Annotated in this window: 23 protein-coding genes and 3 tRNA genes; 19 read left to right on the plus strand and 7 right to left on the minus strand. The window is 64.4% G+C overall.

Features of this window, described 5'->3' with window-relative positions:
* Nucleotides 1-100 precede the first annotated feature (100 nt).
* The 15 genes from fliF to NOM55_RS03790 all read left to right on the plus strand — a co-directional run bounded on the left by fliF (nucleotide 101) and on the right by NOM55_RS03790 (nucleotide 12,520).
* The gene (gene fliF, locus NOM55_RS03720; RefSeq protein WP_255907549.1) at nucleotides 101-1,765 is read left to right on the plus strand and encodes a flagellar basal-body MS-ring/collar protein FliF; all 1,665 of its coding nucleotides are present in this window, start codon (nucleotides 101-103) and stop codon (nucleotides 1,763-1,765) included.
* Entirely contained in the window at nucleotides 1,758-2,756 is a 999-nt protein-coding gene (gene fliG / locus NOM55_RS03725) for a flagellar motor switch protein FliG (RefSeq protein ID WP_047967401.1), read from the plus strand. The genes fliF and fliG overlap by 8 nt, the downstream gene beginning before the upstream one ends.
* Nucleotides 2,746-3,537: a FliH/SctL family protein gene (locus NOM55_RS03730; protein WP_255907550.1), complete on the plus strand. Its 792-nt coding sequence runs from the start codon at nucleotides 2,746-2,748 to the stop codon at nucleotides 3,535-3,537. The genes fliG and NOM55_RS03730 overlap by 11 nt, the downstream gene beginning before the upstream one ends.
* Nucleotides 3,521-4,915, plus strand: a complete 1,395-nt coding sequence (fliI, locus tag NOM55_RS03735; protein WP_272803342.1) for a flagellar protein export ATPase FliI — start codon at nucleotides 3,521-3,523, stop codon at nucleotides 4,913-4,915. The genes NOM55_RS03730 and fliI overlap by 17 nt, the downstream gene beginning before the upstream one ends.
* A gap of 9 nt (nucleotides 4,916-4,924) precedes the next feature.
* Nucleotides 4,925-5,362, plus strand: coding sequence for a flagellar export protein FliJ (fliJ, locus tag NOM55_RS03740; RefSeq protein ID WP_255907551.1), 438 nt, complete (start codon nucleotides 4,925-4,927; stop codon nucleotides 5,360-5,362).
* A gap of 65 nt (nucleotides 5,363-5,427) precedes the next feature.
* Nucleotides 5,428-6,546, plus strand: a complete 1,119-nt coding sequence (locus NOM55_RS03745; RefSeq protein ID WP_255907552.1) for a flagellar hook-length control protein FliK — start codon at nucleotides 5,428-5,430, stop codon at nucleotides 6,544-6,546.
* Between the two features lie 153 nt (nucleotides 6,547-6,699).
* A complete protein-coding gene (gene fliL, locus NOM55_RS03750) occupies nucleotides 6,700-7,233 on the plus strand; it encodes a flagellar basal body-associated protein FliL (RefSeq protein WP_120810984.1) in 534 nt (177 codons plus the stop codon).
* Between the two features lie 2 nt (nucleotides 7,234-7,235).
* Entirely contained in the window at nucleotides 7,236-8,249 is a 1,014-nt protein-coding gene (gene fliM, locus NOM55_RS03755) for a flagellar motor switch protein FliM (RefSeq protein WP_047967406.1), read from the plus strand.
* Nucleotides 8,242-8,688 carry a flagellar motor switch protein FliN gene (fliN, locus tag NOM55_RS03760; protein ID WP_047967407.1) on the plus strand — a complete coding sequence of 149 codons (447 nt, stop codon included), beginning with the start codon at nucleotides 8,242-8,244 and terminating at the stop codon, nucleotides 8,686-8,688. Before fliM ends, fliN begins: the two co-directional genes overlap by 8 nt.
* Complete coding sequence (gene fliO / locus NOM55_RS03765; protein ID WP_255907553.1) at nucleotides 8,685-9,125, plus strand: flagellar biosynthetic protein FliO; 441 nt, start codon at nucleotides 8,685-8,687, stop codon at nucleotides 9,123-9,125. Before fliN ends, fliO begins: the two co-directional genes overlap by 4 nt.
* Nucleotides 9,122-9,865: a flagellar type III secretion system pore protein FliP gene (gene fliP, locus NOM55_RS03770; RefSeq protein WP_255907554.1), complete on the plus strand. Its 744-nt coding sequence runs from the start codon at nucleotides 9,122-9,124 to the stop codon at nucleotides 9,863-9,865. Before fliO ends, fliP begins: the two co-directional genes overlap by 4 nt.
* 3 nt (nucleotides 9,866-9,868) lie before the next feature.
* On the plus strand, nucleotides 9,869-10,138 hold the full coding sequence (gene fliQ, locus NOM55_RS03775) for a flagellar biosynthesis protein FliQ (protein ID WP_047967410.1): 270 nt from the start codon (nucleotides 9,869-9,871) through the stop codon (nucleotides 10,136-10,138).
* A 1-nt stretch (nucleotide 10,139) separates the two neighbouring features.
* On the plus strand, nucleotides 10,140-10,916 hold the full coding sequence (gene fliR, locus NOM55_RS03780) for a flagellar biosynthetic protein FliR (RefSeq protein ID WP_047967411.1): 777 nt from the start codon (nucleotides 10,140-10,142) through the stop codon (nucleotides 10,914-10,916).
* Nucleotides 10,917-11,008: 92 nt separating this feature from the next.
* Nucleotides 11,009-11,734, plus strand: a complete 726-nt coding sequence (locus tag NOM55_RS03785; RefSeq protein ID WP_047967412.1) for a YebC/PmpR family DNA-binding transcriptional regulator — start codon at nucleotides 11,009-11,011, stop codon at nucleotides 11,732-11,734.
* Nucleotides 11,735-12,520, plus strand: coding sequence for an ABC transporter substrate-binding protein (locus NOM55_RS03790; protein ID WP_255907555.1), 786 nt, complete (start codon nucleotides 11,735-11,737; stop codon nucleotides 12,518-12,520).
* 62 nt (nucleotides 12,521-12,582) lie between these two features.
* On the opposite strand, the gene NOM55_RS03795 is transcribed toward NOM55_RS03790, so the two are convergent.
* The 3 genes from NOM55_RS03795 to arfB form a co-directional block, all read right to left on the minus strand.
* Nucleotides 12,583-13,497: a glutaminase gene (locus tag NOM55_RS03795; protein WP_255907556.1), complete on the minus strand. Its 915-nt coding sequence runs from the start codon at nucleotides 13,495-13,497 to the stop codon at nucleotides 12,583-12,585.
* Between the two features lie 134 nt (nucleotides 13,498-13,631).
* Entirely contained in the window at nucleotides 13,632-14,288 is a 657-nt protein-coding gene (locus tag NOM55_RS03800) for an HD domain-containing protein (RefSeq protein ID WP_120810998.1), read from the minus strand.
* A 138-nt stretch (nucleotides 14,289-14,426) separates the two neighbouring features.
* On the minus strand, nucleotides 14,427-14,828 hold the full coding sequence (arfB, locus tag NOM55_RS03805) for an alternative ribosome rescue aminoacyl-tRNA hydrolase ArfB (RefSeq protein WP_255907557.1): 402 nt from the start codon (nucleotides 14,826-14,828) through the stop codon (nucleotides 14,427-14,429).
* A gap of 203 nt (nucleotides 14,829-15,031) precedes the next feature.
* Between arfB and NOM55_RS03810 the strand changes: the two genes are divergently transcribed.
* The 3 genes from NOM55_RS03810 (at nucleotide 15,032) to NOM55_RS03820 (ending at nucleotide 16,977) form a co-directional block, all read left to right on the plus strand.
* Nucleotides 15,032-15,736 carry a GAF domain-containing protein gene (locus tag NOM55_RS03810; protein WP_255907558.1) on the plus strand — a complete coding sequence of 235 codons (705 nt, stop codon included), beginning with the start codon at nucleotides 15,032-15,034 and terminating at the stop codon, nucleotides 15,734-15,736.
* Between the two features lie 31 nt (nucleotides 15,737-15,767).
* The gene (gene ribA, locus NOM55_RS03815; protein WP_202902754.1) at nucleotides 15,768-16,400 is read left to right on the plus strand and encodes a GTP cyclohydrolase II; all 633 of its coding nucleotides are present in this window, start codon (nucleotides 15,768-15,770) and stop codon (nucleotides 16,398-16,400) included.
* Between the two features lie 64 nt (nucleotides 16,401-16,464).
* The gene (locus NOM55_RS03820; RefSeq protein ID WP_255907559.1) at nucleotides 16,465-16,977 is read left to right on the plus strand and encodes a hypothetical protein; all 513 of its coding nucleotides are present in this window, start codon (nucleotides 16,465-16,467) and stop codon (nucleotides 16,975-16,977) included.
* A 68-nt stretch (nucleotides 16,978-17,045) separates the two neighbouring features.
* On the opposite strand, the gene NOM55_RS03825 is transcribed toward NOM55_RS03820, so the two are convergent.
* From NOM55_RS03825 to NOM55_RS03840, 4 genes are all read right to left on the minus strand, one after another.
* Nucleotides 17,046-17,121, minus strand: a tRNA-Ala gene (locus NOM55_RS03825).
* Nucleotides 17,122-17,128: 7 nt separating this feature from the next.
* Nucleotides 17,129-17,204, minus strand: a tRNA-Glu gene (locus NOM55_RS03830).
* A 6-nt stretch (nucleotides 17,205-17,210) separates the two neighbouring features.
* A tRNA-Ala gene (locus tag NOM55_RS03835) sits at nucleotides 17,211-17,286 on the minus strand.
* 67 nt (nucleotides 17,287-17,353) lie between these two features.
* Nucleotides 17,354-18,232: a L,D-transpeptidase gene (locus NOM55_RS03840; protein WP_255907560.1), complete on the minus strand. Its 879-nt coding sequence runs from the start codon at nucleotides 18,230-18,232 to the stop codon at nucleotides 17,354-17,356.
* A 150-nt stretch (nucleotides 18,233-18,382) separates the two neighbouring features.
* On the opposite strand from NOM55_RS03840, the gene rlmD reads away from it, so the two are divergent.
* Nucleotides 18,383-19,921: a 23S rRNA (uracil(1939)-C(5))-methyltransferase RlmD gene (rlmD, locus tag NOM55_RS03845; RefSeq protein WP_255907561.1), complete on the plus strand. Its 1,539-nt coding sequence runs from the start codon at nucleotides 18,383-18,385 to the stop codon at nucleotides 19,919-19,921.
* Nucleotides 19,922-20,178: the final 257 nt, after the last annotated feature.

Genomic DNA, 20,178 nt, shown 5'->3' on the forward strand with positions numbered 1-20,178 from the left:
AGCTTCGGGCCTGCGGCGGTAAGATCAATAATGAAATAACCACTGTATGGCTGAATTGGTCGATAATACTGCGCCTGCCTGGAAGGGGCGTGCCAACGAAGTGTTGACACGTTTCAATGCCCTTCCCAATAACAAGAAAATCCTGTTCTTCACTGCCATCGCCGCAGTGTTGTCCATCGCGCTTGCCTTGCTGGTATTCAATCGCGAACCTCCCTACAAAGTACTGTTTACCGGTCTGGCCGATAGTGACGGCGGCCAGGTTACCGCCGCGCTGCAGCAGATGAACGTGCCATACCAGATTGGTGACGGTGGCGTGATCTCGGTGCCGAGCGAGCGCGTCTACGACACCCGGCTGAAGCTGGCGACGCAGGGTCTGCCCAAGGCCGGCGGCGTCGGTTTCGAGCTGATGGACAAGCAGAAGTTCGGTATCAGCCAGTTTGCCGAGCAGGTCAATTACCAGCGCTCGATCGAGGGCGAACTGGCCCGCACCATCGAGGCGGTTGCCGTGGTCGACAGCGCGCGCGTGCATCTGGCGATGCCGAAGCAGACGGTGTTCGTGCGTGACCAGCAGCAGCCAACGGCGTCGGTGATGCTGACCCTGCGGCCGGGGCGGATTCTGGATGGCGGGCAGATTGCCGGCATCATGCACCTGGTATCCAGCTCGGTGCCCAACCTGCCGCTGCGCAATGTGTCGATCGTCGATCAGGACGGCAATCTGCTGTCCACGGTGCCGGACCAGAACAATGGCTCGCTTGATCGCCGGCAGCTGGATTATGTGCGCCAGATTGAGGCCGACTACACCAAGCGTGTCGAAACCATTCTTGAGCCGATTTTCGGCAAGGGCAATGCCCGCGCCCAGGTGACGGCTAACGTGGATTTTTCCGAGTCGGAGCAGACCTCGGAGAGCTTCCGTCCCAATTCGACCCCCAATCCTTCCGCGACCCGCAGTCAGCAGATCAGCGAGACGCTGGGGCGAGATGCCAACCTGCCGTCCGGCGTGCCCGGGGCACTGACCAACCAGCCTCCGTCGCCGGCGTCGGCACCGCTGACGCTGCCGCCCGGTGCCGCGCCCGGCACAGCCACGCTGTCGGGCTTGCCGATGGGTACCGCCTCCGGCTCGCTGAGCCGCGAAATCACCACCAACTACGAAGTTGACAAGACCATCCAGCACACCAAGTCGCAGAAGGGTGTCATCAAGCGCCTGACCGCGGCGGTGGTGGTGAACTACAAGATGGTGCCCGACAACCAGGGGGTGTTGAAGGCGACGCCACTGACGGAAAAGGAATTCGGCCAGATCAATAATCTGGTCAAGGAGGCGGTCGGCTTCAATGCCGAACGCGGCGATTCGGTCAACGTGGTCAACGCCAGCTTTGCCGATGCGGTGCCGGTGCTGACGGTGCAGGACAAGGTACTGGATTTTGCCAGCAACAATGCTTCCGATTTGCTGAAGTACGGCCTGTTATTGCTGGCCATCCTCTATCTGCTGTTCGGGGTGGTACGGCCGATCATGCGCGACGTGGTGAATCCGCCGCCACCGCCGCCGGTGGATGACCTTGAGGTCGCTGCCAGCAGTGGCCGCCTGCTGGCCGTCGCCGGAGAAGAGAGTGAAGAGGGCGAGTCGGAAGAGGATAGCGACAATCCGTCTCCGAAAGAGCTCCAGCGCCGCGTGTTCGAGGCTAATATGCAAAATGTTCGCGAGCTGGTGAAGTCTGACCCTCGCATGGCCGCCCAGATTATCAAGGAATGGATCAGCTCTGATGAGTGACGTCGGTGTTCGCCGCAGTTCCGTGCTGCTGTTCAGTCTTGGCCAGTCGGAAGCGATCGAGGTCTTCAAGTACCTTGGACCCAAGGAAGTGCAGAAGCTCAGTCTGGCCATGGCCGGGCTCAACAACCTGAGTCATGAGGAAGTGGAGAAGGTGGTGTCGCAATTCCAGGAGGAGTGCGCGGCCCGCGCCAACTTCGGTGCGACCGACGAGTATCTGCGCAATGTGCTGGTGGAAGCGCTGGGTCCGGACAAGGCGGCCAACCTGCTGGACAAGATCCTGCAGGGCAACGACCACAGCGGTATCGAAAGCCTGAAGTGGATGGACCCGTCCTCCGCCGCCGACCTGATCCGCAACGAACACCCGCAAATTATCGCCACCATCATGGTGCACCTGGACCCGGACCTGTCCAGTGCCATTCTGGCCTACTTCCCGGAGCGGGTGCGCAACGAAGTGCTGATCCGTACCGCGACGCTGGAGGGTGTGCAGCCGCAGGCATTGCGCGAGCTGAACGACGTGCTGACGCAACTGCTGTCCGGCGCCGATCGCGTCAAGAAGAGCGCGGCCGGTGGTGTCGGCATGACGGCCGAGATCCTCAACTTCCTCGGCTCCAACGTCGAAGCCTCGGCGCTGTCCTATATCCGCGAGTACGATCCGGAGCTGGCGCAGCGCATCCAGGACAAGATGTTCGTGTTCGAGAACATCCTGGAAATCGACGACCGCTCGATCCAGACCATCCTGCGCGAAGTGCAGTCCAATTCGCTGGTGGTGGCGCTGAAAGGCACCAGCCAGGAGCTGAAAGACAAGATTTTCCGCAATATGTCGTCGCGTGCCGCCGAGATGCTGCGGGATGACCTGGAGTCGAAAGGCCCGGTCAAGCTGTCCGAAGTCGAGGCCGAGCAGAAGGAAATCCTCAAGATCGTGCGCAAGCTGGCCGACGAAGGCCAGATCGTGATTGCAAGCAAAGGTGGAGACGAAGGCCTTGTCGAATAACAACGTCATTCCTGCCGAGTCGCTGGGGCAGTGGCGCAGCTGGACCATGGGCGAGCTGGGTAGTGCTGCCGCGGTGCCGGAGGCGGCGCCGCCCGAGCTGGCGGCGCCAGCGCCACAGCCGGAGGAGCCCCCTGTCGAGGGGGCTTCGCTCATTATGGCGGAGGACGAGCAGGATACGGCGTCGCTCGATGCCGTGGCTGCTGCCGCCTACCCGACCGCGGCCGAGCTGGAGGCGATTCATCAGGAGGCGTGGCAGACGGGCTACGACGCCGGTTTGCAGGCCGGCATGCAGGCCGGGGAAGAGCGTGGCCGTGCCGAAGGCGCCGAGCGGGCGCTACTCGAGGCACAGCAGCAGTTCCAGCAGTACTGGCAGCCGCTGTCTGCATTGCAGCAGTCGTTCGAGCAGGAGTTGTCGCTGCTGGGTGCGCAGCTGTCGCAGGAGGTGTTGGCGCTGGCAGTCAGCTTTGCCGAAAAGATGATCGGCGAAGTAGTGCGGCATGACCCCGCGGTGCTCCGCTTGCTGCTGACCGAGGCGCTGGATTCGCTGGCCGACAGCGTGGCGCAGGTGAAAGTGCAGGCGCACCCGGACGAGTTGGCAACGTTGCAGGCGTTCCTGGGGGAGCAGTATCCGCAGTGGCGCATGCAGTGGCAGGCCGATGCCACCCTCACACGCGGTGGCTGCCGCATCGAAACACCGTCCGCGTCCATCGACCTGACGCTGGAAAGCCGCCTGCAGCTGTTGCGCAAGGGGCTGGGGCTGACGGATGAGCATGCTGATTGAGCGGCAGCGCGACTTCTTGCGCCGTTGCGAACAGGCGCTGCGCCCGCTGCCGGCGTGGCAGGCGGAAGGGCGCCTGACGCGAGTAACCGGACTGGTGATGGAGGCGGTCGGCCTGCGCTTGCCGGTCGGTAGTGCCTGCCAGATCGTGGTGTCGGCCGATTACCAGGCCGAGGCGGAAGTGGTCGGCTTTGCCGGTGACCGCCTGTACCTGATGCCGCTCAGCAATGTGCACGGTCTGCAGCCGGGGCTAGCCGTGTGCGCGGTGCCCGAGATCCGGCCGCCGCTGTATGAGGAGCCGGCCGATAGCGGCGGCACCGTGCGCATGCTGGGGCGCAAGGTGCCGGTAGGCATGTCGCTGCTGGGGCGGGTGCTGGATTCACTGGGCCGGCCGCTGGACGGCGGTGCCGAGCCGATGGCCGAGGCGCTGTACCCGCTGTACAGCCAGCCGCTGAACCCGCTGCGCCGCTCGCCGGTGCGCGATGTGCTGGATGTCGGCGTGCGCGCGATCAACGGTCTGCTGACGGTGGGGCGCGGCCAACGTTTGGGCCTGTTTGCCGGCTCCGGTGTCGGCAAGTCGGTGTTGCTGGGCATGATGGCGCGCTTTACCCGTGCCGATGTGGTGGTGGTCGGCCTGATCGGCGAGCGGGGGCGCGAGGTGAAGGATTTCATCGAGCACATCCTCGGCGCGGAAGGTCTGGCGCGCTCGGTGGTGGTGGCGGCGCCGGCGGACTCGCCGCCGCTGATGCGCTTGCACGGCGCCGCCTACGCGACGGCGCTGGCCGAGTACTACCGCGACCAGGGCCTCGACGTGTTGCTGCTGATGGACTCGGTGACCCGTTACGCGATGGCACAGCGCGAAATCGCCCTCGCCATCGGCGAGCCGCCGGTCAGCAAGGGCTATCCACCGTCGGTGTTCGCCAAGCTGCCACAGCTGATCGAGCGGGCCGGCAATGCCGAAGCCGGCGCCGGCTCTATTACCGCGTTCTATACCGTGCTGTCCGAGGGGGACGACCAGCAGGATCCGGTCGCCGATTCGGCGCGAGCCATTCTCGATGGCCACTTCGTGCTGACTCGCGAGCTGGCCGAGTCCGGTCACTATCCGGCGATCGATATCGAGCAGTCCATTTCGCGGGTGATGGTCGACGTCACCACCCCGCATCACGTCAATCTGGCGCGCCGCTTCAAGCAGCTGTTTTCGCGTTACCAGCGCAGTCGCGACCTGATCAACGTCGGCGCCTATGTGCCCGGCTCCGATCCGCTGCTGGACGAGGCGATGCGCCGTCACCTGCAGTTGGTCGGCTTCCTGACCCAGCCGATGAACGAATACCACGACTTTGCCTCCTGCCTGACGCAGCTTGAGCAAGTGCTGACCGCCTGAGGCTAGGCCATGAGCAAATTCGACCTGTTGATCCGGCTGGCACAAGACAAGCTGGACGAGGCTGCCAAGCGCATGAAGCAGGCCCAGCAGGCGCAAACGCAGGCGGAGGCGACGCTGCGGCAGGTGGATGCCTTTCTGGCTGACTACCAGCAGCGGGTGCTGCACATGGCGCAGCGTGGCCTCGGTGTCGGGCAATGGCGGGACGCGCGCCTGTTCCTGCTCAAGCTGGAAGAGGCGCGGCAGCAGCAGCAGCACGAGCTGGATCGTTGCGTGCAGCGTTTCCTGTTGGAGAAGCAGGCCTGGCTCGGCCTGCGCAAGCAGCTGAAGTCCTACCAGGTGCTGCAGGAGCGCGAGGCGGAGCGTCTGAGCGTGCGCCAGCGCAAGGCCGAGCAGAAGCAGATGGACGAATTTGCTGCCCGTATCAGCTCCCAGGACAAGACCGAATAGCACGCTCTGCTGCTTGGCACAATTCATGCTTTTGTCGGGGTGATGACAATAAGGAGCATGTCTAAATGGCCATTACCGTCCAGTCCGTTTTAAACCTGAGCGACAGCTCGGCCACCCCGAGCCAAAGCTATGTCAGCACGCCGGACTCCCCTTTTGCCATGTTCTTTGCCAACCAGTTGCAGGCGTTCACCCTCGGGCAGCCGGGCGTGGTGGCTGCTGGCGACAGTGCGCTTCTGGATGGCATCGGCCAGCAGCCGCGCGCTGCCGCGGCGCAAGACGCTTCCTTGCTGTTGGGCGGCTTGTTTATGCCCGGCAATGCCGCGGCCAACCCGCTGACCACCTCTGCCGGCAAGGATGCCGCGGCGCTCTCCGCCCTGTCTGATCCCGCGGCGCTCGGAGAAGCGCTGGCGGCGGAAGAGTTAGCCGCACTGGCCGGTGCCAAAACCAAGGCCGCCAAAGGTGGCGAGACGACCGGCGCATTGTCGGAACTGGCAGCGCTAACCGGCGATGCCGCCGCTGACGAAGCGCCGGCACTGCCGGGCCTGCTGGCCGCCGCCAGCAGTGACAAGCGGGCGCTGCGCGCGTTGAAGGATGACGGCCTGTCCGCCGCGGTGGCGGTGCGGCTGGCCATGCGCGAGGCGGAAGCGGCCGAGGCTGGTTCCGAAGTGAAAACCTTGCCGCCGGCGCTTGCCGCCGGGCGGCAGGAATTGCCGACCGACTTGTCCGCCAGCGGCGTCGGCAAGGAGCTGAAGGAAGTGCTGCTGGGCGGCACCATGGATCGCAGCAAGCAGTGGGGCGAAGCCTTTGGCCAGCAAGTGGTGAAGGCGGTCGAACGGCAGCTGGACTCCGCGCGCTTCCATGTCACTCCGGAAAAGCTGGGGCCGATCGAAGTCCAGATCTCCATGAACAAGGAGCAGGCACAGATCGTGGTGACCACCTCCAACCTGATGGCCAAGGAAATCGTCGAGAGCCATCTGCCGGCGCTGTCGCGGATGATGGAACAGGCCGGCCTGCAGCTGGCCGATGCGCAGGTCTCCTCGCAGCAGCAGGGCCAGCAACAGCACGGCCAGCAGGCGCAGCAGCAGCGCGGCCGCGCCCAGTCCGAGGCGATGTTGCCGCTGGCTGAACTGGAGTCCGCCGCACCGGCGGCGACCGTCTCTTCCGGCCTGAGCGTGACCGCCTGATTGGCCAGCTGTGTCGCAGGCTGAAGCAAGGTTGGCCGCAAGCTGGAAACGGCTTGCTGTTTCTCCGGAAATCTACTAAATGGCTGTTCAACTCGACAAGAAATGGAGAAAATAGGGGTTAAGCATTTCTTTTAAACGAGAGCAGGTATTGTCATGGCCGAAAAAGATAAAAAAGAAGACGTTAAAGAAGCCAAGCCCGCGGCAGGAGGCAATAACAAACTACTCTTGGTTGTCATCGTGTTACTGGTGCTGGTACTGGCCGCGGTGGGCGGTCTGGCCGCCTATGTGTTCCTGAGCAACAAGTCGGCCGCCGGTGCCGATGCCAGTCATGCCACCGCCGAGCATGCGCCGGAAAAGAAAGAGAAAAAAGAAGGCCCGCCGGTGTTCGAGAAGCTGGAACCGTTTGTCGTCAACCTGAGTGGTGGTTCGTCGATGCTGCAAATCGAGCTGCAGGCCGAGCTGTACGACGAAGCCGCCAAAAACAATATGAAAGCCTATCTGCCGAAAATCCGCAGTGCCCTGATCCTGTTGCTGTCGGCCAAGACCGAAGAGGAACTGCAGTCGGCGGACGGCAAGATCAAGCTGAAGGCGCAGATCAAGAAAATCATCAATGAGTCGATGGATGCCGGTGAAGAAGAACCGGTTGAAAACGTGCTCTTCACATCCTTCATCATTCAGTTGCAGTAATCATGGCTGATGAAATCCTGTCCCAGGAAGAGGTCGACGCGCTATTACGCGGCGTGACCGGGGAAGAGGACAACGACGGCGCGGACAGCGACAACGGTGGCGTACGGGCCTATGACATCGGCCGCCAGGAGCGCATTGTCCGCGGCCGGATGCCGACGCTCGAGATTATCAACGAGCGTTTCGCGCGTAATCTGCGTATCGGTTTTTTCAACTTCCTGCGCCGCAATGCCGAGATCTCGGTCGGGCCGGTGCGGGTGCTGAAGTACAGCGAGTTCATCCGTAATCTGGTGGTGCCGACCAACCTCAACCTGGTACACGTCAAACCGTTGCGCGGCACCGGGCTGCTGATTTTCGACCCGGACCTGGTGTTCCTGGTGGTCGACAACCTGTTTGGCAGCGATGGCCGCTTCCACGTACGGGTGGAAGGCCGCGACTTTACCCCGACCGAACAGCGCATCATCCGCAAGATGCTGGAAGTGGTGTTTGCCGAGTACCAGAAGGCGTGGGAACCGGTGTACCCGATCGAGTTTGTCTATCTGCGCTCGGAAATGAATACCCAGTTTGCCAACATCGCCACCCCGACCGAGGTGGTGGTGGCCGCGACCTTCCATATCGAGCTGGGTGCCGGCGGCGGCGACTTCCACGTCTGTCTGCCGTACTCGATGATCGAGCCGCTACGCGATCTGCTGGCCAGCAGCATGCAGGCTGACCGTACCGAGGTCGACAACCGCTGGGTCAACCTGATGCAGTACCAGGTGCAGGCCGCCGAGGTGGAGCTGGTCGCCACCCTGGCGCAGACCAAGGTGACACTGGGTGACATCCTCAATCTCAAGGTCGGTGACGTGGTAATGGTAGACGTGGCGGAGAAGGTGGTGGCCGACGTGTCGGGCATCCCGGTGCTGGAGTGCAGCTACGGCACGGTCTCCGGCAATTACGCATTGAAAGTGGAAACGATACTGTCTGGGGCGCAGGAGCTGTTTGAGCCGCCACCGAGTGGAGAGCAAGAAGATGAGTGACGAGCAGGGCTTTGATCCGGATTCGGTTGCCGGAGCAGTTGACGAAGAAGTGTCCATGGACGACTGGGCAGCGGCGATGGCCGAACAGGAAGTGGCCGACACCGCCGCCGCCGAGGTAAAACCGGCGACCAACCTGTTCCAGGACCTGTCCGGCAGCAGCCAGAGCCAGGCGGTGCCGCAGAATCTGGACATGATTCTGGATATCCCGGTGCAGCTGACCGTCGAGCTGGGGCGTACCAAGATCGCGATCCGCAACCTGCTGCAGCTGGCACAGGGCTCGGTGGTGGAACTGGACGGCCTGGCCGGCGAGCCGATGGACGTGCTGGTCAACGGCTGCCTGATCGCGCAGGGCGAGGTGGTGGTGGTCAACGACCGTTTCGGTATCCGCCTGACCGACATCATTACGCCCGTCGAGCGTATTCGCCGACTACAGAAATGAACCGATTGCTGATTGTGTTGCTGTTGCTGCCGCTGTCGGTCAGCGCCGCCGTGCCCGCCGCCGATGCGGGCACTTCGCCGTTGTGGGGGCTGGTACAGGTGATGCTGGCGCTGGGATTGGTGCTGGCGGTGATCGTCGGTGCCGCGTGGCTGTTCCGCCGCGTCAGCATGGGCGGCATGCTCGGGCGCTGGCAGCCGGCCAAGGTGGTCAGCGGCGTGATGGTCGGCCCGCACGAGCGGGTGGTGATCGTCGAGCTGGAAGGGCAATGGCTGGTGCTGGGCGTGACGGCGAAACAGGTCAACCTGCTGACCAGCATGGCGCGGCCGGAAGGCGCCGCCAGTGCTGCCACCGTGCCGGCGGCCACGCCACCCTTTGCCGAATGGTTGGCCGCAGCGCTGGCCAAACACCGTCGACCCTCCTCCAACGATACGCCATGAGTAAACTCCAACGATTGGGCGTGCTGGCGCTGTTGCTGCTGCCGCTGGGCAGCCAAGCCGCCGGCTTGCCGATGATGACCAGCGCGCCGGATGCGGCCGGCGGGCAAAGCTACTCGCTGAGCCTGCAGATGCTGCTGTTCATGACCTCGCTGAGCTTCATCCCGGCGATGATGCTGATGATGACCTCGTTCACGCGCATCATCATCGTGCTGTCGCTGCTGCGCCAGGCGATGGGCACCATGCAGTCGCCGCCGAACCAGGTGCTGATCGGGCTCAGCCTGTTCCTCTCTATTTTCATCATGTCGCCGACGCTGGACCAGGTATACGCCAATGCCTGGCTGCCGCTGTCGGAGAACAAGATATCGTTCGAGCAGGCCGCCGGCGAGGCGGCCAAGCCGATGAAGGCGTTCATGCTGACGCAGACGCGGGAAAAGGATCTGGCCTTCTTCATCGAGATCTCGCGCTCGCCGGCACCGGCGACCCCGGCCGAGGTGTCGCTGAAGACGCTGATTCCGGCCTTCGTGATCAGCGAACTGAAAACCGCGTTCCAGATCGGCTTCATGATCTTCATCCCGTTCCTGATCATCGACCTGGTGGTGGCCAGTATCCTGATGGCGATGGGGATGATGATGGTGTCGCCGGTGATCATTTCCCTGCCGTTCAAGATCATGCTGTTCGTGCTGGTCGACGGCTGGACGCTGCTGCTCGGCTCGCTGGTGCAGAGCTTCGGCGGGAGGTAGACCATGACGCCAGAATCGGTCATCACCCTGATCCAGAATGCGCTGTTCATCCTGATCATCGTCGCCGCGCCGCCGCTGGCGGTATCGCTGTTGGTCGGCCTGCTGGTCAGCATCCTGCAGGCGGCGACCCAGATCAACGAGATGACGCTGACCTTCATCCCCAAGCTGATCGCCATGTTCCTGGTGCTGGTGCTGGCCGGGCCGTGGATGCTGACCACGCTGATGGACTACACCACGCGGCTGTTCCAGAGCATTCCGCTGGCCATCGGCTGACATGTTTGCCATCAGCGATGCCCAGATCAACCTGCTGGTTGCCTACTTCGTGTGGCCGTTTTCGCGCATTCTCGGCGTGCTGCTGGCCGATCCGCTGTTTGCCTCGCGCAGCATCCCGCGTCGCTTCAAGGCCGGTTTTGCGCTGCTGCTGACGCTGCTGGTGGCGCCGCTGCTGCCACCGCTGCCGACCGTGCCACTGGTGTCGGCCGCCGGTTTGCTGATCGTGCTGCAGCAGCTGATGATCGGCATCATCATCGGCTTCGTGATGCGCATCGTGATCACCGCGGTGGAGCTGGCCGGCTTCATCATGGCCACGCAGATGGGTCTTGGCTTTGCGATGTTCTTCGATCCGCAGCACGCGGCGCAGGTGCCGGCGGTATCGCGGGTGCTGACCATTCTCACCACCCTGCTGTTCCTGGCCTTCGATGGCCACCACATCCTGCTCACCGCGCTGATGGACAGTTTTGACAAGATGCCGATCGGCGTCAGCGTGCCGGCACTGTCGCTGCGGCTGCTGGCGGAGTGGGGCGGTCATCTGTTCCTGTGGGGACTGTGGCTGTCGTTGCCGGTGGTTGGCAGCCTGCTGGTGACCAACCTGGCCATCGGCGTGATGACGCGCGCGGCGCCGCAGTTCAACGTGTTTTCCTTCGGTTTTCCGCTGACGCTAATGATCGGCTTCATCGCGCTGTACCTGGTGCTGCCCTTGCTGGAGCCGGCGATCGCACAAATTTACCGTGACGGCTTCGGCTTTATCAGCAAGCTGCTGATAGCCCCCTAGCTTTTTGCTAAAATCGGCACCCTGCGTTACCCAATTCATTCTTGCGGCGTGCACACGGTACGCCGCCGACTTTTTACTCGATTGAGGCTGCTATGGCTGGTCACAGCAAATGGGCGAACATCAAGCACAAGAAAGAACGCGCTGACGCCAAGCGCGGCAAAATTTTTACCCGCCTGATCAAGGAGATCACGGTAGCGGCCAGAATGGGCGGCCCGGACCTGGATTCCAATCCGCGCCTGCGCCTGGCGGTGGACAAGGCCTGGGATGCCAACATGCCGAAGGACAACGTGCAGCGCGCGATTGATCGTGGCGCCGGCACCCTGGAAGGCGTCGATTACATCGAGTGCCGCTACGAGGGCTATGGCATCGGCGGCGCGGCGGTGATGGTGGACTGCCTTACCGACAACAAGACCCGCACCGTGGCCGACGTGCGCCATGCCTTCTCCAAGTACGGCGGCAATATGGGCACCGACGGCTGCGTGGCGTTCCAGTTCAGCCACTGCGGCTACCTGGTGTTTGCGCCGGGCGTGGACGAGGACGGCCTGATGGAAGCGGCGCTGGAAGCCGGCGCCGACGACGTGATCACCAATGACGACGGCTCGCTGGAAGTGATTACCGGCCCCTACGAGTTCAGTGCCATCAAGGCGGCGCTGGAAAAGGCCGGCTACAAGTCGGAAATGGGCGAAGTGACCATGCGGCCACAGAACGAGACCGAGCTGACCGGCGACGACGCGCTGCGCATGCAGAAGCTGCTCGACGCGCTGGAAGACCTCGACGACGTGCAGGATGTCTACACCTCCGCGGTGATGGACGAATAAATGCCGCCGCCTGCTCTGTCGGCAAGGCCCGTGTTGTCACGGGCCTTTTTGCTGGCCGCGTTGCTGTTGATGCTGCTCGCGGTGGCGGCGCGTGCGCAGTCGCTGGTGATGTACAGCAGTGCGCATACCGCGCCCAAGCAGTTTGCCGACGGCGGCCGCGCCAGCGGCTACGCGGTCAACCTTGGCGTGGCGATTCTGCGCCGCGCCGGTTTCGAGCCGGAAACGCGCGCGCTGCCGTGGGCGCGGGCGATCAAGGAAGTCGAGGCCGGTCGCGGTGTGCTGGCGCCGGTGTTTTCGCGGACGCCGGAGCGCGAACAGCTGTTCCTGTTCTCGCTGCCGGTGCTGGAGGATGCGGTGGTGCTGGTGCAGGACGCCGCGCGGCCGTTCCCGTTTGCCACGCCGCGTGACCTGATCGGCAAGCGCGTGGGCACCACCCGTGCCGCCCGCTTTGGCGCCGAGCTCAACGCGGTATTGCCGCAGCTGCGCATCAACGAGGATGGCGAGCCGCCGCAACGGCTGGCGATGCTGCTGGCCGGCCGGCTGGACGCGGCGGTGATTGCCGGCGGCGAGCAGGCGGTGCGCTACAACGCGCAGCGCGCCGGCATCGCGCTGTCGCGCTTGCGCATCGTCGGCAATCCGCTGTTGCTGGACAGCAATCACTTTGCCATCGCCAGGGCCCATCCCGAGGCCGAGGCGATCATGGCGCGCATCAATGCCGCCATCAGCCGCATGAAGGCGGAACGCAGCCTGCAGCGGCAGCTGGACGACTACCGCGCCCGCTACTAACGCACAAGGTTGGCCGCAAGGCTTGCGGCCAACCTTGTGCCGGCGTGGTGGTGTCTAGCGGCTCAGAACACCGACTCGCCGCTGCGGGTGGTGAAGCGATCCAGCGCCTCCAGTCCGGCCAGCGAATTGCCGCGCGCATCCAGCCCCGGGCTCCACACCGCGATGCTCATCTTGCCGGGCAGCACCGCCAGGATGCCGCCGCCGACGCCGCTCTTGCACGGCAGGCCGACGCGGTAGGCGAATTCGCCGGCGGCGTCATAGGTGCCGCAGGTCAGCATGATGGCGTTGACCTGCTTGGCCTGGCTGCGCGTCAGCCGTTGCGCGCCGCTGACCGGCGAGGCGCCGTGGTTGGCGAGGAACAGGCCGGCGCGCGCCAACTCGGCCACGTTCATGCGCAGGCTGCAGGCGCGGAAGTAGTGCGCCAGCACCTGCTCGACATTGTTGTGCAGGTTGCCGCAGCTCTTCATGAAGTGCGCCAGTGCCGCATTGCGGTGGCCGTGTTCCGATTCCGACGCCGCGATCACGTAGTCGAAATCCAGCGCCGGCTGCGCGCTTTCCTCGCGCAGGAAGTCGCGCAGCGCGCTGCTGGAGTCGCCGATCTGGCTCAGCGCGATGTCGGTGACCACCAGCGCGCCGGCGTTGATGAACGGGTTGCGCGGCACGCCCTGTTCGTACTCCAGCTGCACCAGCGAGTTGAATGGGTTGCCGGACGGCTCCTTGCCGACGCGCTGCCACAGCGCGTCGCCGTACACCGCCAGCACTCGCGCCAGCATGAAGGCCTTGGAGATGCTCTGGATGGAGAAGCGCTTGTCGCTGTGGCCGGTGGCGTACAGCTGGCCGTCCAGCGTCGCCACCGCCATCGCGAATTGTTGCGGGTCTTCGCCGGCCAGTGCCGGGATGTAGTCGGCGGGCGCGGCCTGCGCGAGGTAGGGGCGGACATCGGCGGCGATGTCGTCGATCAGTTGTTGGATGTTCATGGTTTGCTATCGGTCAGGTGTTGTTATCGGTACTACCCTGGTCAGCCGGGCGGTCTGTGCCGCCTCGTACTGGCCAGTTGCTTCCACCGGCAGCCGCTGGCTACCGGCCGGATTCGTTGTGACGCGGCTGCCGTTCAGGACGGCAGCGTCTCGGGTGCCCATTCCGCGACAAACACGTCACGGAACTGGTACAGCCACTGCAGTCGCGCCTCGGCCAGCGCGCGGCCGGCGGCGGTCTGCATGGTAGCGGGTAGCGTCGCCAGCTTCACCGCGATGTGGTCCAGCGCGTAGGCGCGGTCATCCAGCGGTCGCTGCACGGCCAGCACGTCATCGCTGGCGGCCAGTGCGCTGTTCATGCGGCCGGCGGTGTAGAACAGTCGCGCCAGGCCGACGGCGCCGAGCGCGTCCAGCCGATCGGCGTCCTGCACGATCTGCGCTTCCAGCGTCTGTGGCGCGATATTGGCGGAAAAGCTGTGCGCCTCGATGGCGTGTGCCACCGCCGGCAGCCGTGCCGCGTCGAAGCCGGCGGCGGCCAGCCTGGCGCTGGCCAGCGCCGCCGCCTGGCGCGAGGCGAGGTGGCGCTCGGGGTGGTTCTTCGGCAGGTTGACCAGGTCGTGCAGGTAGCAGGCCACCATCACCACCAGCGTGTCGGCCTGCGGGTAGCTGGCCAGCAGCTGTCGCGCCGCATGCCAGACGCGGCCGAGGTGATTCAGGTCGTGGGCGCCGTCGTCACCGGCCTGTTCGCGTGCCAGCGCGAGGCAGAAGGCTTGCCAGTGGTGCAGGTCTTGCATCGTCGATTCCTTGCAGAGGGGGCGGTATTAGAGGGCGCGGCGGTCGGGCTTGTCAATGCGCGTTGCAGCATGCGGGGCTGGTCATTGCCGCGGGCGCAAGGTTGGCCGCAACGACGGCTGGCGGCGGAGTGTGGCGGCTCAGTCGCGTACCGGGCCGCGCAGCGACTTGACCTTGCCGCGCAGGCTCTTGCTGTCCATGCGTCGCTGCCGTGCGCCGTAGCTCGGCTTGCTGGCGCGGCGGGCCTTCTGTTCGTGGCTGACGCTGTCGACCAGCTGCTGCAGCCGCTGCAGCGCATCCTGCCGGTTCTGCTCCTGGGTGCGGTATTGCTGCGCCTTGATGATCAGCACGCCGTCCTTGCTCAGGCGCTGGTCCTGCAGTGCCAGCAGGCGTTCCTTGATGTGCTCCGGCAGGGCCGAATCGCGGATCACGAAGCGCAGGTGGATGGCGGAGGACACCTTGTTGACGTTCTGGCCGCCGGCGCCCTGCGCGCGCACGGCGCTGATGTCGACCTCCTGCGACGAAACCGGGTACTTGCTCATGCGGCCAACCTGTTGCCGCGGGCAGCGCCGGCGGGCGGGCTTGCGGCAGGCGCGTGGGTGATATCGATAGCAGCAGTCATGATTTCGGCTTTGTACGGGGATTGGGCATAATGCGGCGATGGCACGCAGGGTGCGGGATAACCGGATTCTAGCGCCTTTGCGATGATTGCGTATGGAGCCGGCGGCGCCGGCGAGGAGGGTTGATGACTGATTATCTGCAGCAGGCCGGACTGGCTCTGACCGCGGCACAACTGGCCGCCGCGCAGCAGGCACTGGCGGTGGCGCTGACGGTGCCCACGGCAGCGGACTATCCCGATTTGTACCGTTACCCGGTACCCAAGCTGGGCGAGGGCGGCAGTTGTTCGCTGATCGACGAGCTGGAGGCCGAGCCGTGGGACATCGCGCCGCAGTTTGGCGGCGAATCGCTGCCGCTGGCGCAACAGCTGCTGGCGTTACAGGCCTTGCTGGATGCGGTGCTGGCGCAGGTGCCGGCCGACTGGCTGGGGGTGTATTGCCGGGTGCCGCGACCCGAGGCCGACGTGCTGCTGAAGCTGGCCTACCGCGGCCTGCCCAGTCGCGCCGAATTCCCGCTGACCGAGGCGTTTGCCGCCGCCAGCAACAACAGCAAGGTTGGCCGCAGCGGTCGCGGCGTGGTGATTGACGATGTACGGCAATGGCAGAGCGAGGGTGGCGCCTATTACGAGTGCGACCCCAAGGTGCGCAGCGAGGTGTGCCTGCCGGTGTTTGACGCGGCCGGCGAGGTGATTGGCATTCTCGATGCTGAGTCGGCGCAGCCGGGCTTTTTCCACGCCGGGCACCAGGCCACGCTGGCAGCACTGGCCTGCGCGCTGTCGGCGCACTTCGTCAGCCTGCGGGCACTGGCCAAATCGGCGGCGACGGTACTTTAAACTGTAAGCTTTTGCCCCCATTATCTTCCAGATGAATGCACAACAAGTGGAAGCCAACGTGACTCAGCCTGATTCTCCGGTGCGCGTCGATTATGTCGCAACCTGCCAGTTACCCACGCAGTGGGGTGTTTTCGACATGCACGGCTTTGAAGAAGTCGGAGGGCGCGAGCACGTGGTGCTGACGCTGGGCGAGGTGACCGACGGCGCGCCGCTGACCCGCATCCATTCCGAATGCTTGACCGGTGACGCGCTGTTTTCGTTGCGCTGTGACTGCGGTTTCCAGCTGGCGGCCGCGCTGGAAGCGATCGCCGCCGAGGGCCGTGGCGTGCTGGTGTATCTGCGCCAGGAAGGGCGCGGCATCGGCCTGATCAACAAGATCCGCGCCTACAAGCTGCAGGATGGTGGCGCCGATACCGTCGAGGCCAACGAACGGCTGGGTTTTCCCGCCGACATGCGCGATTTCCGCATCGCGCGCGAGATGCTGGCGCATCTGGGGGTGACGGCGGTACGCATCATGACCAACAATCCGCGCAAGATCGACACCCTGCAACAGGCCGGCATCGAGGTGGCCGAGCGCGTGGCGCTGCAGGTTGGTCGCAATGCCTACAACGACCACTATCTCGACACCAAGAAAGCCAAGCTGGGTCATTTGTTCGGTCTTTGACTTCATGATCCGGCAGGCTGGCCGATAAGGTCAGTGTCGGGCATGACAGGAAAGGGCGTGTGCCATGGTCAAGGTAACGGCAGTGGGGCCGGCGTTGCCGGTGGGTGAGCAGTTGCCGCGCACTCCGGAGCTGCGCCATGCGACGGGCGCCGGGCCGGCGGTGCCGCAGGATGCCTTCCAGCTCAGTCTGCTGGCACAGCATGCGCAGCAGCTGGATCCGGACGGGCATCCGGTTGCGGCGCTGGAGCTGCCGCAACTGGAGGCGGAGCTGGCGCACTTGCTGCAGCTGCTGGAAGAGCGGCTGTACAGCATGCGCGAGCGTGCCCTGCTTGGTGGCGGTCATCCTTCCTACGGCCTGCTGCAGGAGTTGCAGCAGGTGAGCCAGGTGTTGCAGCGGCTGGTGCCGCTATGGCCACAGTGTGCGCGGCCGGCGTGGCGCGCAGCGGTGGCGCCGCGACTGGCGGGGATATTCAATATCTGCCACTTCGTGTCGCGGGCGGTGACACGGGCCGGCGAGCGCAGCGAGGTACAGCACCTGCAGCAGGCGCTGCAGCAGAGCGAGCAGGCATTGCGCTAGGATGGGCTTGATCTGAAAGTGGATCGGAAAAACAAAAAACCGGCTCGTGGGCCGGTTTTTTGTTTATTTGGTGGAGATAAGCGGGATCGAACCGCTGACCTCTTGCATGCCATGCAAGCGCTCTCCCAGCTGAGCTATACCCCCGAAATGCTGGCGTCCCCACGGGGATTCGAACCCCGGTTATCGCCGTGAAAGGGCGACGTCCTAGGCCTCTAGACGATAGGGACAAATTGTGGTGGAGATAAGCGGGATCGAACCGCTGACCTCTTGCATGCCATGCAAGCGCTCTCCCAGCTGAGCTATACCCCCACGGGACGCTGAAGAACCGGTTGATTCGTCAGCGAGGTGCGCACTATAGCCCGAGGTTTTTATGGCGTCAAGCGCTTTTCTGCTTGGGCTGCGCGTTGCGTGGCGCACGGGCGCTGTTGCTGTCCAGCTGCGGCAGTTCGGCCGGCTGCTCGTCGGTGGTTTCCGGTGGCGGGCTCAGCCAGCGCACGGTGTTGAGGGTGCCGGTGATGCGGTTGTTTTGCGTATTGCTGCAGCTGAGGCACACCGGCTTGCCGTTGCGCTCGCGGAAGGCCTGGTCGACACGCTTGCCGTGGATCGGGCGCTGGTTCTCCTGCTGCCAGTTGAGCAGGGTCTCTGCCAGCAGTTGCGGCACGATGTCGTCTTTCTTGTAGCTGTCGCGATAGGCGTGCAGCCACAGTTCGCCGGCGCTGTCCTCGCTCAGCAGCGTGGTCTGGTAGCTGATGGTGACCGCGGCGCCGATATCCACCCAGTCGGCCAGTGCCAGCGCGTTCTCGCTGCGCAGGCGCACGCAGCCGTGGCTGCGAAAGCCGGGCACGCTGGCGGGCTGGTTGGTGCCGTGAAAGCCGAGGCCGAGTTTGGTTTCGCCAAAGCGAATGAACACCGGCCCCAGCGGATTGTCCGGCCCGGCGGCAACGGTGGTCTGCACCGGCTTGCCGGCACGCGCCATCTCTTCCTGGATCGATTTCGGGACGTGCCATACCGGGTTGCGGTAGATGCCGGTGACCGCGTAGTTGCCGGTCGGGGTGTTGGTGATCATCTTGCCGACCGCCACCGGATAACTGTTTACCAGCGTGCCGTCCTGGTACAGGAAAACACGGGTTTGCGGCAGGTTGACGACCAGGTGCTGGCCGGCGCTGCTGACCAGGACATCCGGCTCCGGCGTCATGGCATGGCTGGAGACGGTGGCGGCCAGGGTGCAGGCCGCAAGCAGGGACGAAAATTTCATTCTCTGGCGATTCAGGATAAACGGATACTCCGATGTTAGCAGATACGCCGGACGGCAACATCCGTCAAATGTGGCGGTGCACCGTGCTTTTTGTGGCGCTTTCTGCGACAATTCCAGACTTTGTCTTTTGCCTTTTTACTTGCTGAAACAATGACTCAAGCGTCTGTAGTTGCCCATATCGAGTCGCTGGACCACGAAGGTCGCGGCATTGCCCGTGTCGATGGCAAGGCCATCTTCATCGATGGCGCGTTGCCATACGAAACAGTGACTTATCAAAGTTATCGCGTCAAGAAGAGTTACGAGAATGCCGACGTGGTGGATGTGCTGAAGGAAAGCTTCCTGCGCACCGACCCGTCCTGTCCGCATTTTGGCGTGTGTGGCGGCTGCTCGATGCAGCACGTCGAGTTTTCGGCGCAGGTCGCCATCAAGCAGCGCGTGCTGGAAGACGACCTGCAGCATATCGGCCGGGTCAAGGCCGAGGTGGTGATGCCGCCGATTGCCGGCGCCGCCTGGGGCTATCGCCACCGTGCCCGCCTGTCGGCGCGCTATGTCGCGAAAAAGGACGGCGTGCTGGTCGGCTTCCACGAGAAGCGTTCCAGCTTCATTGCCGACATGAGCGAGTGCCACATCCTGCCGTCGCACATCTCGGCGCTGATCGTGCCGCTGCGCGAGCTGATCGCCAGACTGTCGATCTACAACCGCATGCCGCAGGTGGAAATTGCGGTCGGTGCCGAGCTGGACGTGCTGGTGTTCCGCAATATGGACGACATCACCGAGGCCGATTTCGCCTTGCTGCAGGCGTTCTCCGACCGTCACTCCACGCCGCAGCGCACAGTGCAGATCTGGCTGCAGCCGAAAGGGCCGGAGACCTGCTATCCGATCTACCCGCTGGATGCGCCGAAGCTGACCTACCGCCTGCGCGATTTCGACGTCGAGATGCCGTACTACCCGACCGAATTCACCCAGGTCAATCCGGAAATCAACAACGTGATGGTCAGCCGCGCGCTGCGGCTGCTGGATCCGCAGGCCGGCGAGCGCATTGCCGACATGTTCTGCGGCATCGGCAACTTCACGCTGCCGATCGCGCGCAGCGGTGCCATCGTGCACGGCATGGAAGGCAGCGAGGCGCTGGTGAAGCGGGCGGTGGAAAACGCCACCCACAACGGCTTGCAGCACAAGGTCAGCTACGAGATGGCCAACCTGTTCGAGGTGACCGAGGCGTCGTTCGCGGCGCTGGGCAAGTTCGACAAGATGCTGGTCGACCCGCCGCGCGATGGCGCGATGCAGCTGCTGAAGGCGATCACCGAGGACACCGCGCCGCAGCGCATCGTCTACGTGTCGTGCAATCCGGCCACGCTGGCGCGCGATGCCGGCGTGCTGGTCAATACCAAGGGCTACACCCTGAAAACGGCGGGCATCATCAACATGTTCCCGCACACCGGCCACGTCGAGTCGGTGGCCTGGTTCGAGAAAACGGGTCCATGCAAGACCAATGCCGAAGTCGAGGCGATGGAGGCGGCGGAAGAGGCGGTGCGCGAGGCGGCCCGTGCCGCGTCGATGGCGGCCCGCCAGGAGCGCGAGGCGCTGGCTGCCGCCGAGAAGGCGGTCGAGGTGGCGGAGAAGGTGGCCGCGAAAGAGGCCCGTCGTGCCGCCTACCTGGCCAGTGTGGCCGACAAGCCGGCGCCGTAACACGCGGCACTGCGCGCAGCAGTGACAGGACAGGCCGCCGGTACGAACCGGCGGCCTGTTTTTGTGCGCGATGGTGGTATTCGGAACCCGGCGCTCGGCCGTGCCACGGCCGGCGGGGGGGGGGGGCGGGGGGGCCCCCCCCCCCCCCCCCCCCCCCCCCGCCCGCGCCCCCCCCCCCCCCCGCGCTGCGCGAGAGCTACCTCGCGCTGGCACGCACCGAGATCCGCGCGCCGGTCGCCGGCCAGATCGCGCGCCGC

The organism is Vogesella sp. AC12 (assembly GCF_024437575.1).
GTDB classification, from domain to species: Bacteria; Pseudomonadota; Gammaproteobacteria; order Burkholderiales; family Chromobacteriaceae; genus Vogesella; species Vogesella indigofera.

Bases quoted from the DNA above. Each gene is read 5' to 3' on its own strand.
- fliG (WP_047967401.1), top strand. From the start codon at position 1,758: ATGAGTGACGTCGGTGTTCGCCGCAGTTCCGTGCTGCTGTTCAGTCTT.
- fliI (WP_272803342.1), top strand. From the start codon at position 3,521: ATGAGCATGCTGATTGAGCGGCAGCGCGACTTCTTGCGCCGTTGCGAA.
- fliJ (WP_255907551.1), top strand. From the start codon at position 4,925: ATGAGCAAATTCGACCTGTTGATCCGGCTGGCACAAGACAAGCTGGAC.
- NOM55_RS03745 (WP_255907552.1), top strand. From the start codon at position 5,428: ATGGCCATTACCGTCCAGTCCGTTTTAAACCTGAGCGACAGCTCGGCC.
- fliL (WP_120810984.1), top strand. From the start codon at position 6,700: ATGGCCGAAAAAGATAAAAAAGAAGACGTTAAAGAAGCCAAGCCCGCG.
- fliM (WP_047967406.1), top strand. From the start codon at position 7,236: ATGGCTGATGAAATCCTGTCCCAGGAAGAGGTCGACGCGCTATTACGC.
- fliN (WP_047967407.1), top strand. From the start codon at position 8,242: ATGAGTGACGAGCAGGGCTTTGATCCGGATTCGGTTGCCGGAGCAGTT.
- fliO (WP_255907553.1), top strand. From the start codon at position 8,685: ATGAACCGATTGCTGATTGTGTTGCTGTTGCTGCCGCTGTCGGTCAGC.
- fliP (WP_255907554.1), top strand. From the start codon at position 9,122: ATGAGTAAACTCCAACGATTGGGCGTGCTGGCGCTGTTGCTGCTGCCG.
- fliQ (WP_047967410.1), top strand. From the start codon at position 9,869: ATGACGCCAGAATCGGTCATCACCCTGATCCAGAATGCGCTGTTCATC.
- fliR (WP_047967411.1), top strand. From the start codon at position 10,140: ATGTTTGCCATCAGCGATGCCCAGATCAACCTGCTGGTTGCCTACTTC.
- NOM55_RS03785 (WP_047967412.1), top strand. From the start codon at position 11,009: ATGGCTGGTCACAGCAAATGGGCGAACATCAAGCACAAGAAAGAACGC.
- NOM55_RS03790 (WP_255907555.1), top strand. From the start codon at position 11,735: ATGCCGCCGCCTGCTCTGTCGGCAAGGCCCGTGTTGTCACGGGCCTTT.
- NOM55_RS03795 (WP_255907556.1), bottom strand. From the start codon at position 13,497: ATGAACATCCAACAACTGATCGACGACATCGCCGCCGATGTCCGCCCC.
- NOM55_RS03800 (WP_120810998.1), bottom strand. From the start codon at position 14,288: ATGCAAGACCTGCACCACTGGCAAGCCTTCTGCCTCGCGCTGGCACGC.
- arfB (WP_255907557.1), bottom strand. From the start codon at position 14,828: ATGAGCAAGTACCCGGTTTCGTCGCAGGAGGTCGACATCAGCGCCGTG.
- NOM55_RS03810 (WP_255907558.1), top strand. From the start codon at position 15,032: ATGACTGATTATCTGCAGCAGGCCGGACTGGCTCTGACCGCGGCACAA.
- ribA (WP_202902754.1), top strand. From the start codon at position 15,768: ATGAATGCACAACAAGTGGAAGCCAACGTGACTCAGCCTGATTCTCCG.
- NOM55_RS03820 (WP_255907559.1), top strand. From the start codon at position 16,465: ATGGTCAAGGTAACGGCAGTGGGGCCGGCGTTGCCGGTGGGTGAGCAG.
- NOM55_RS03840 (WP_255907560.1), bottom strand. From the start codon at position 18,232: ATGAAATTTTCGTCCCTGCTTGCGGCCTGCACCCTGGCCGCCACCGTC.
- rlmD (WP_255907561.1), top strand. From the start codon at position 18,383: ATGACTCAAGCGTCTGTAGTTGCCCATATCGAGTCGCTGGACCACGAA.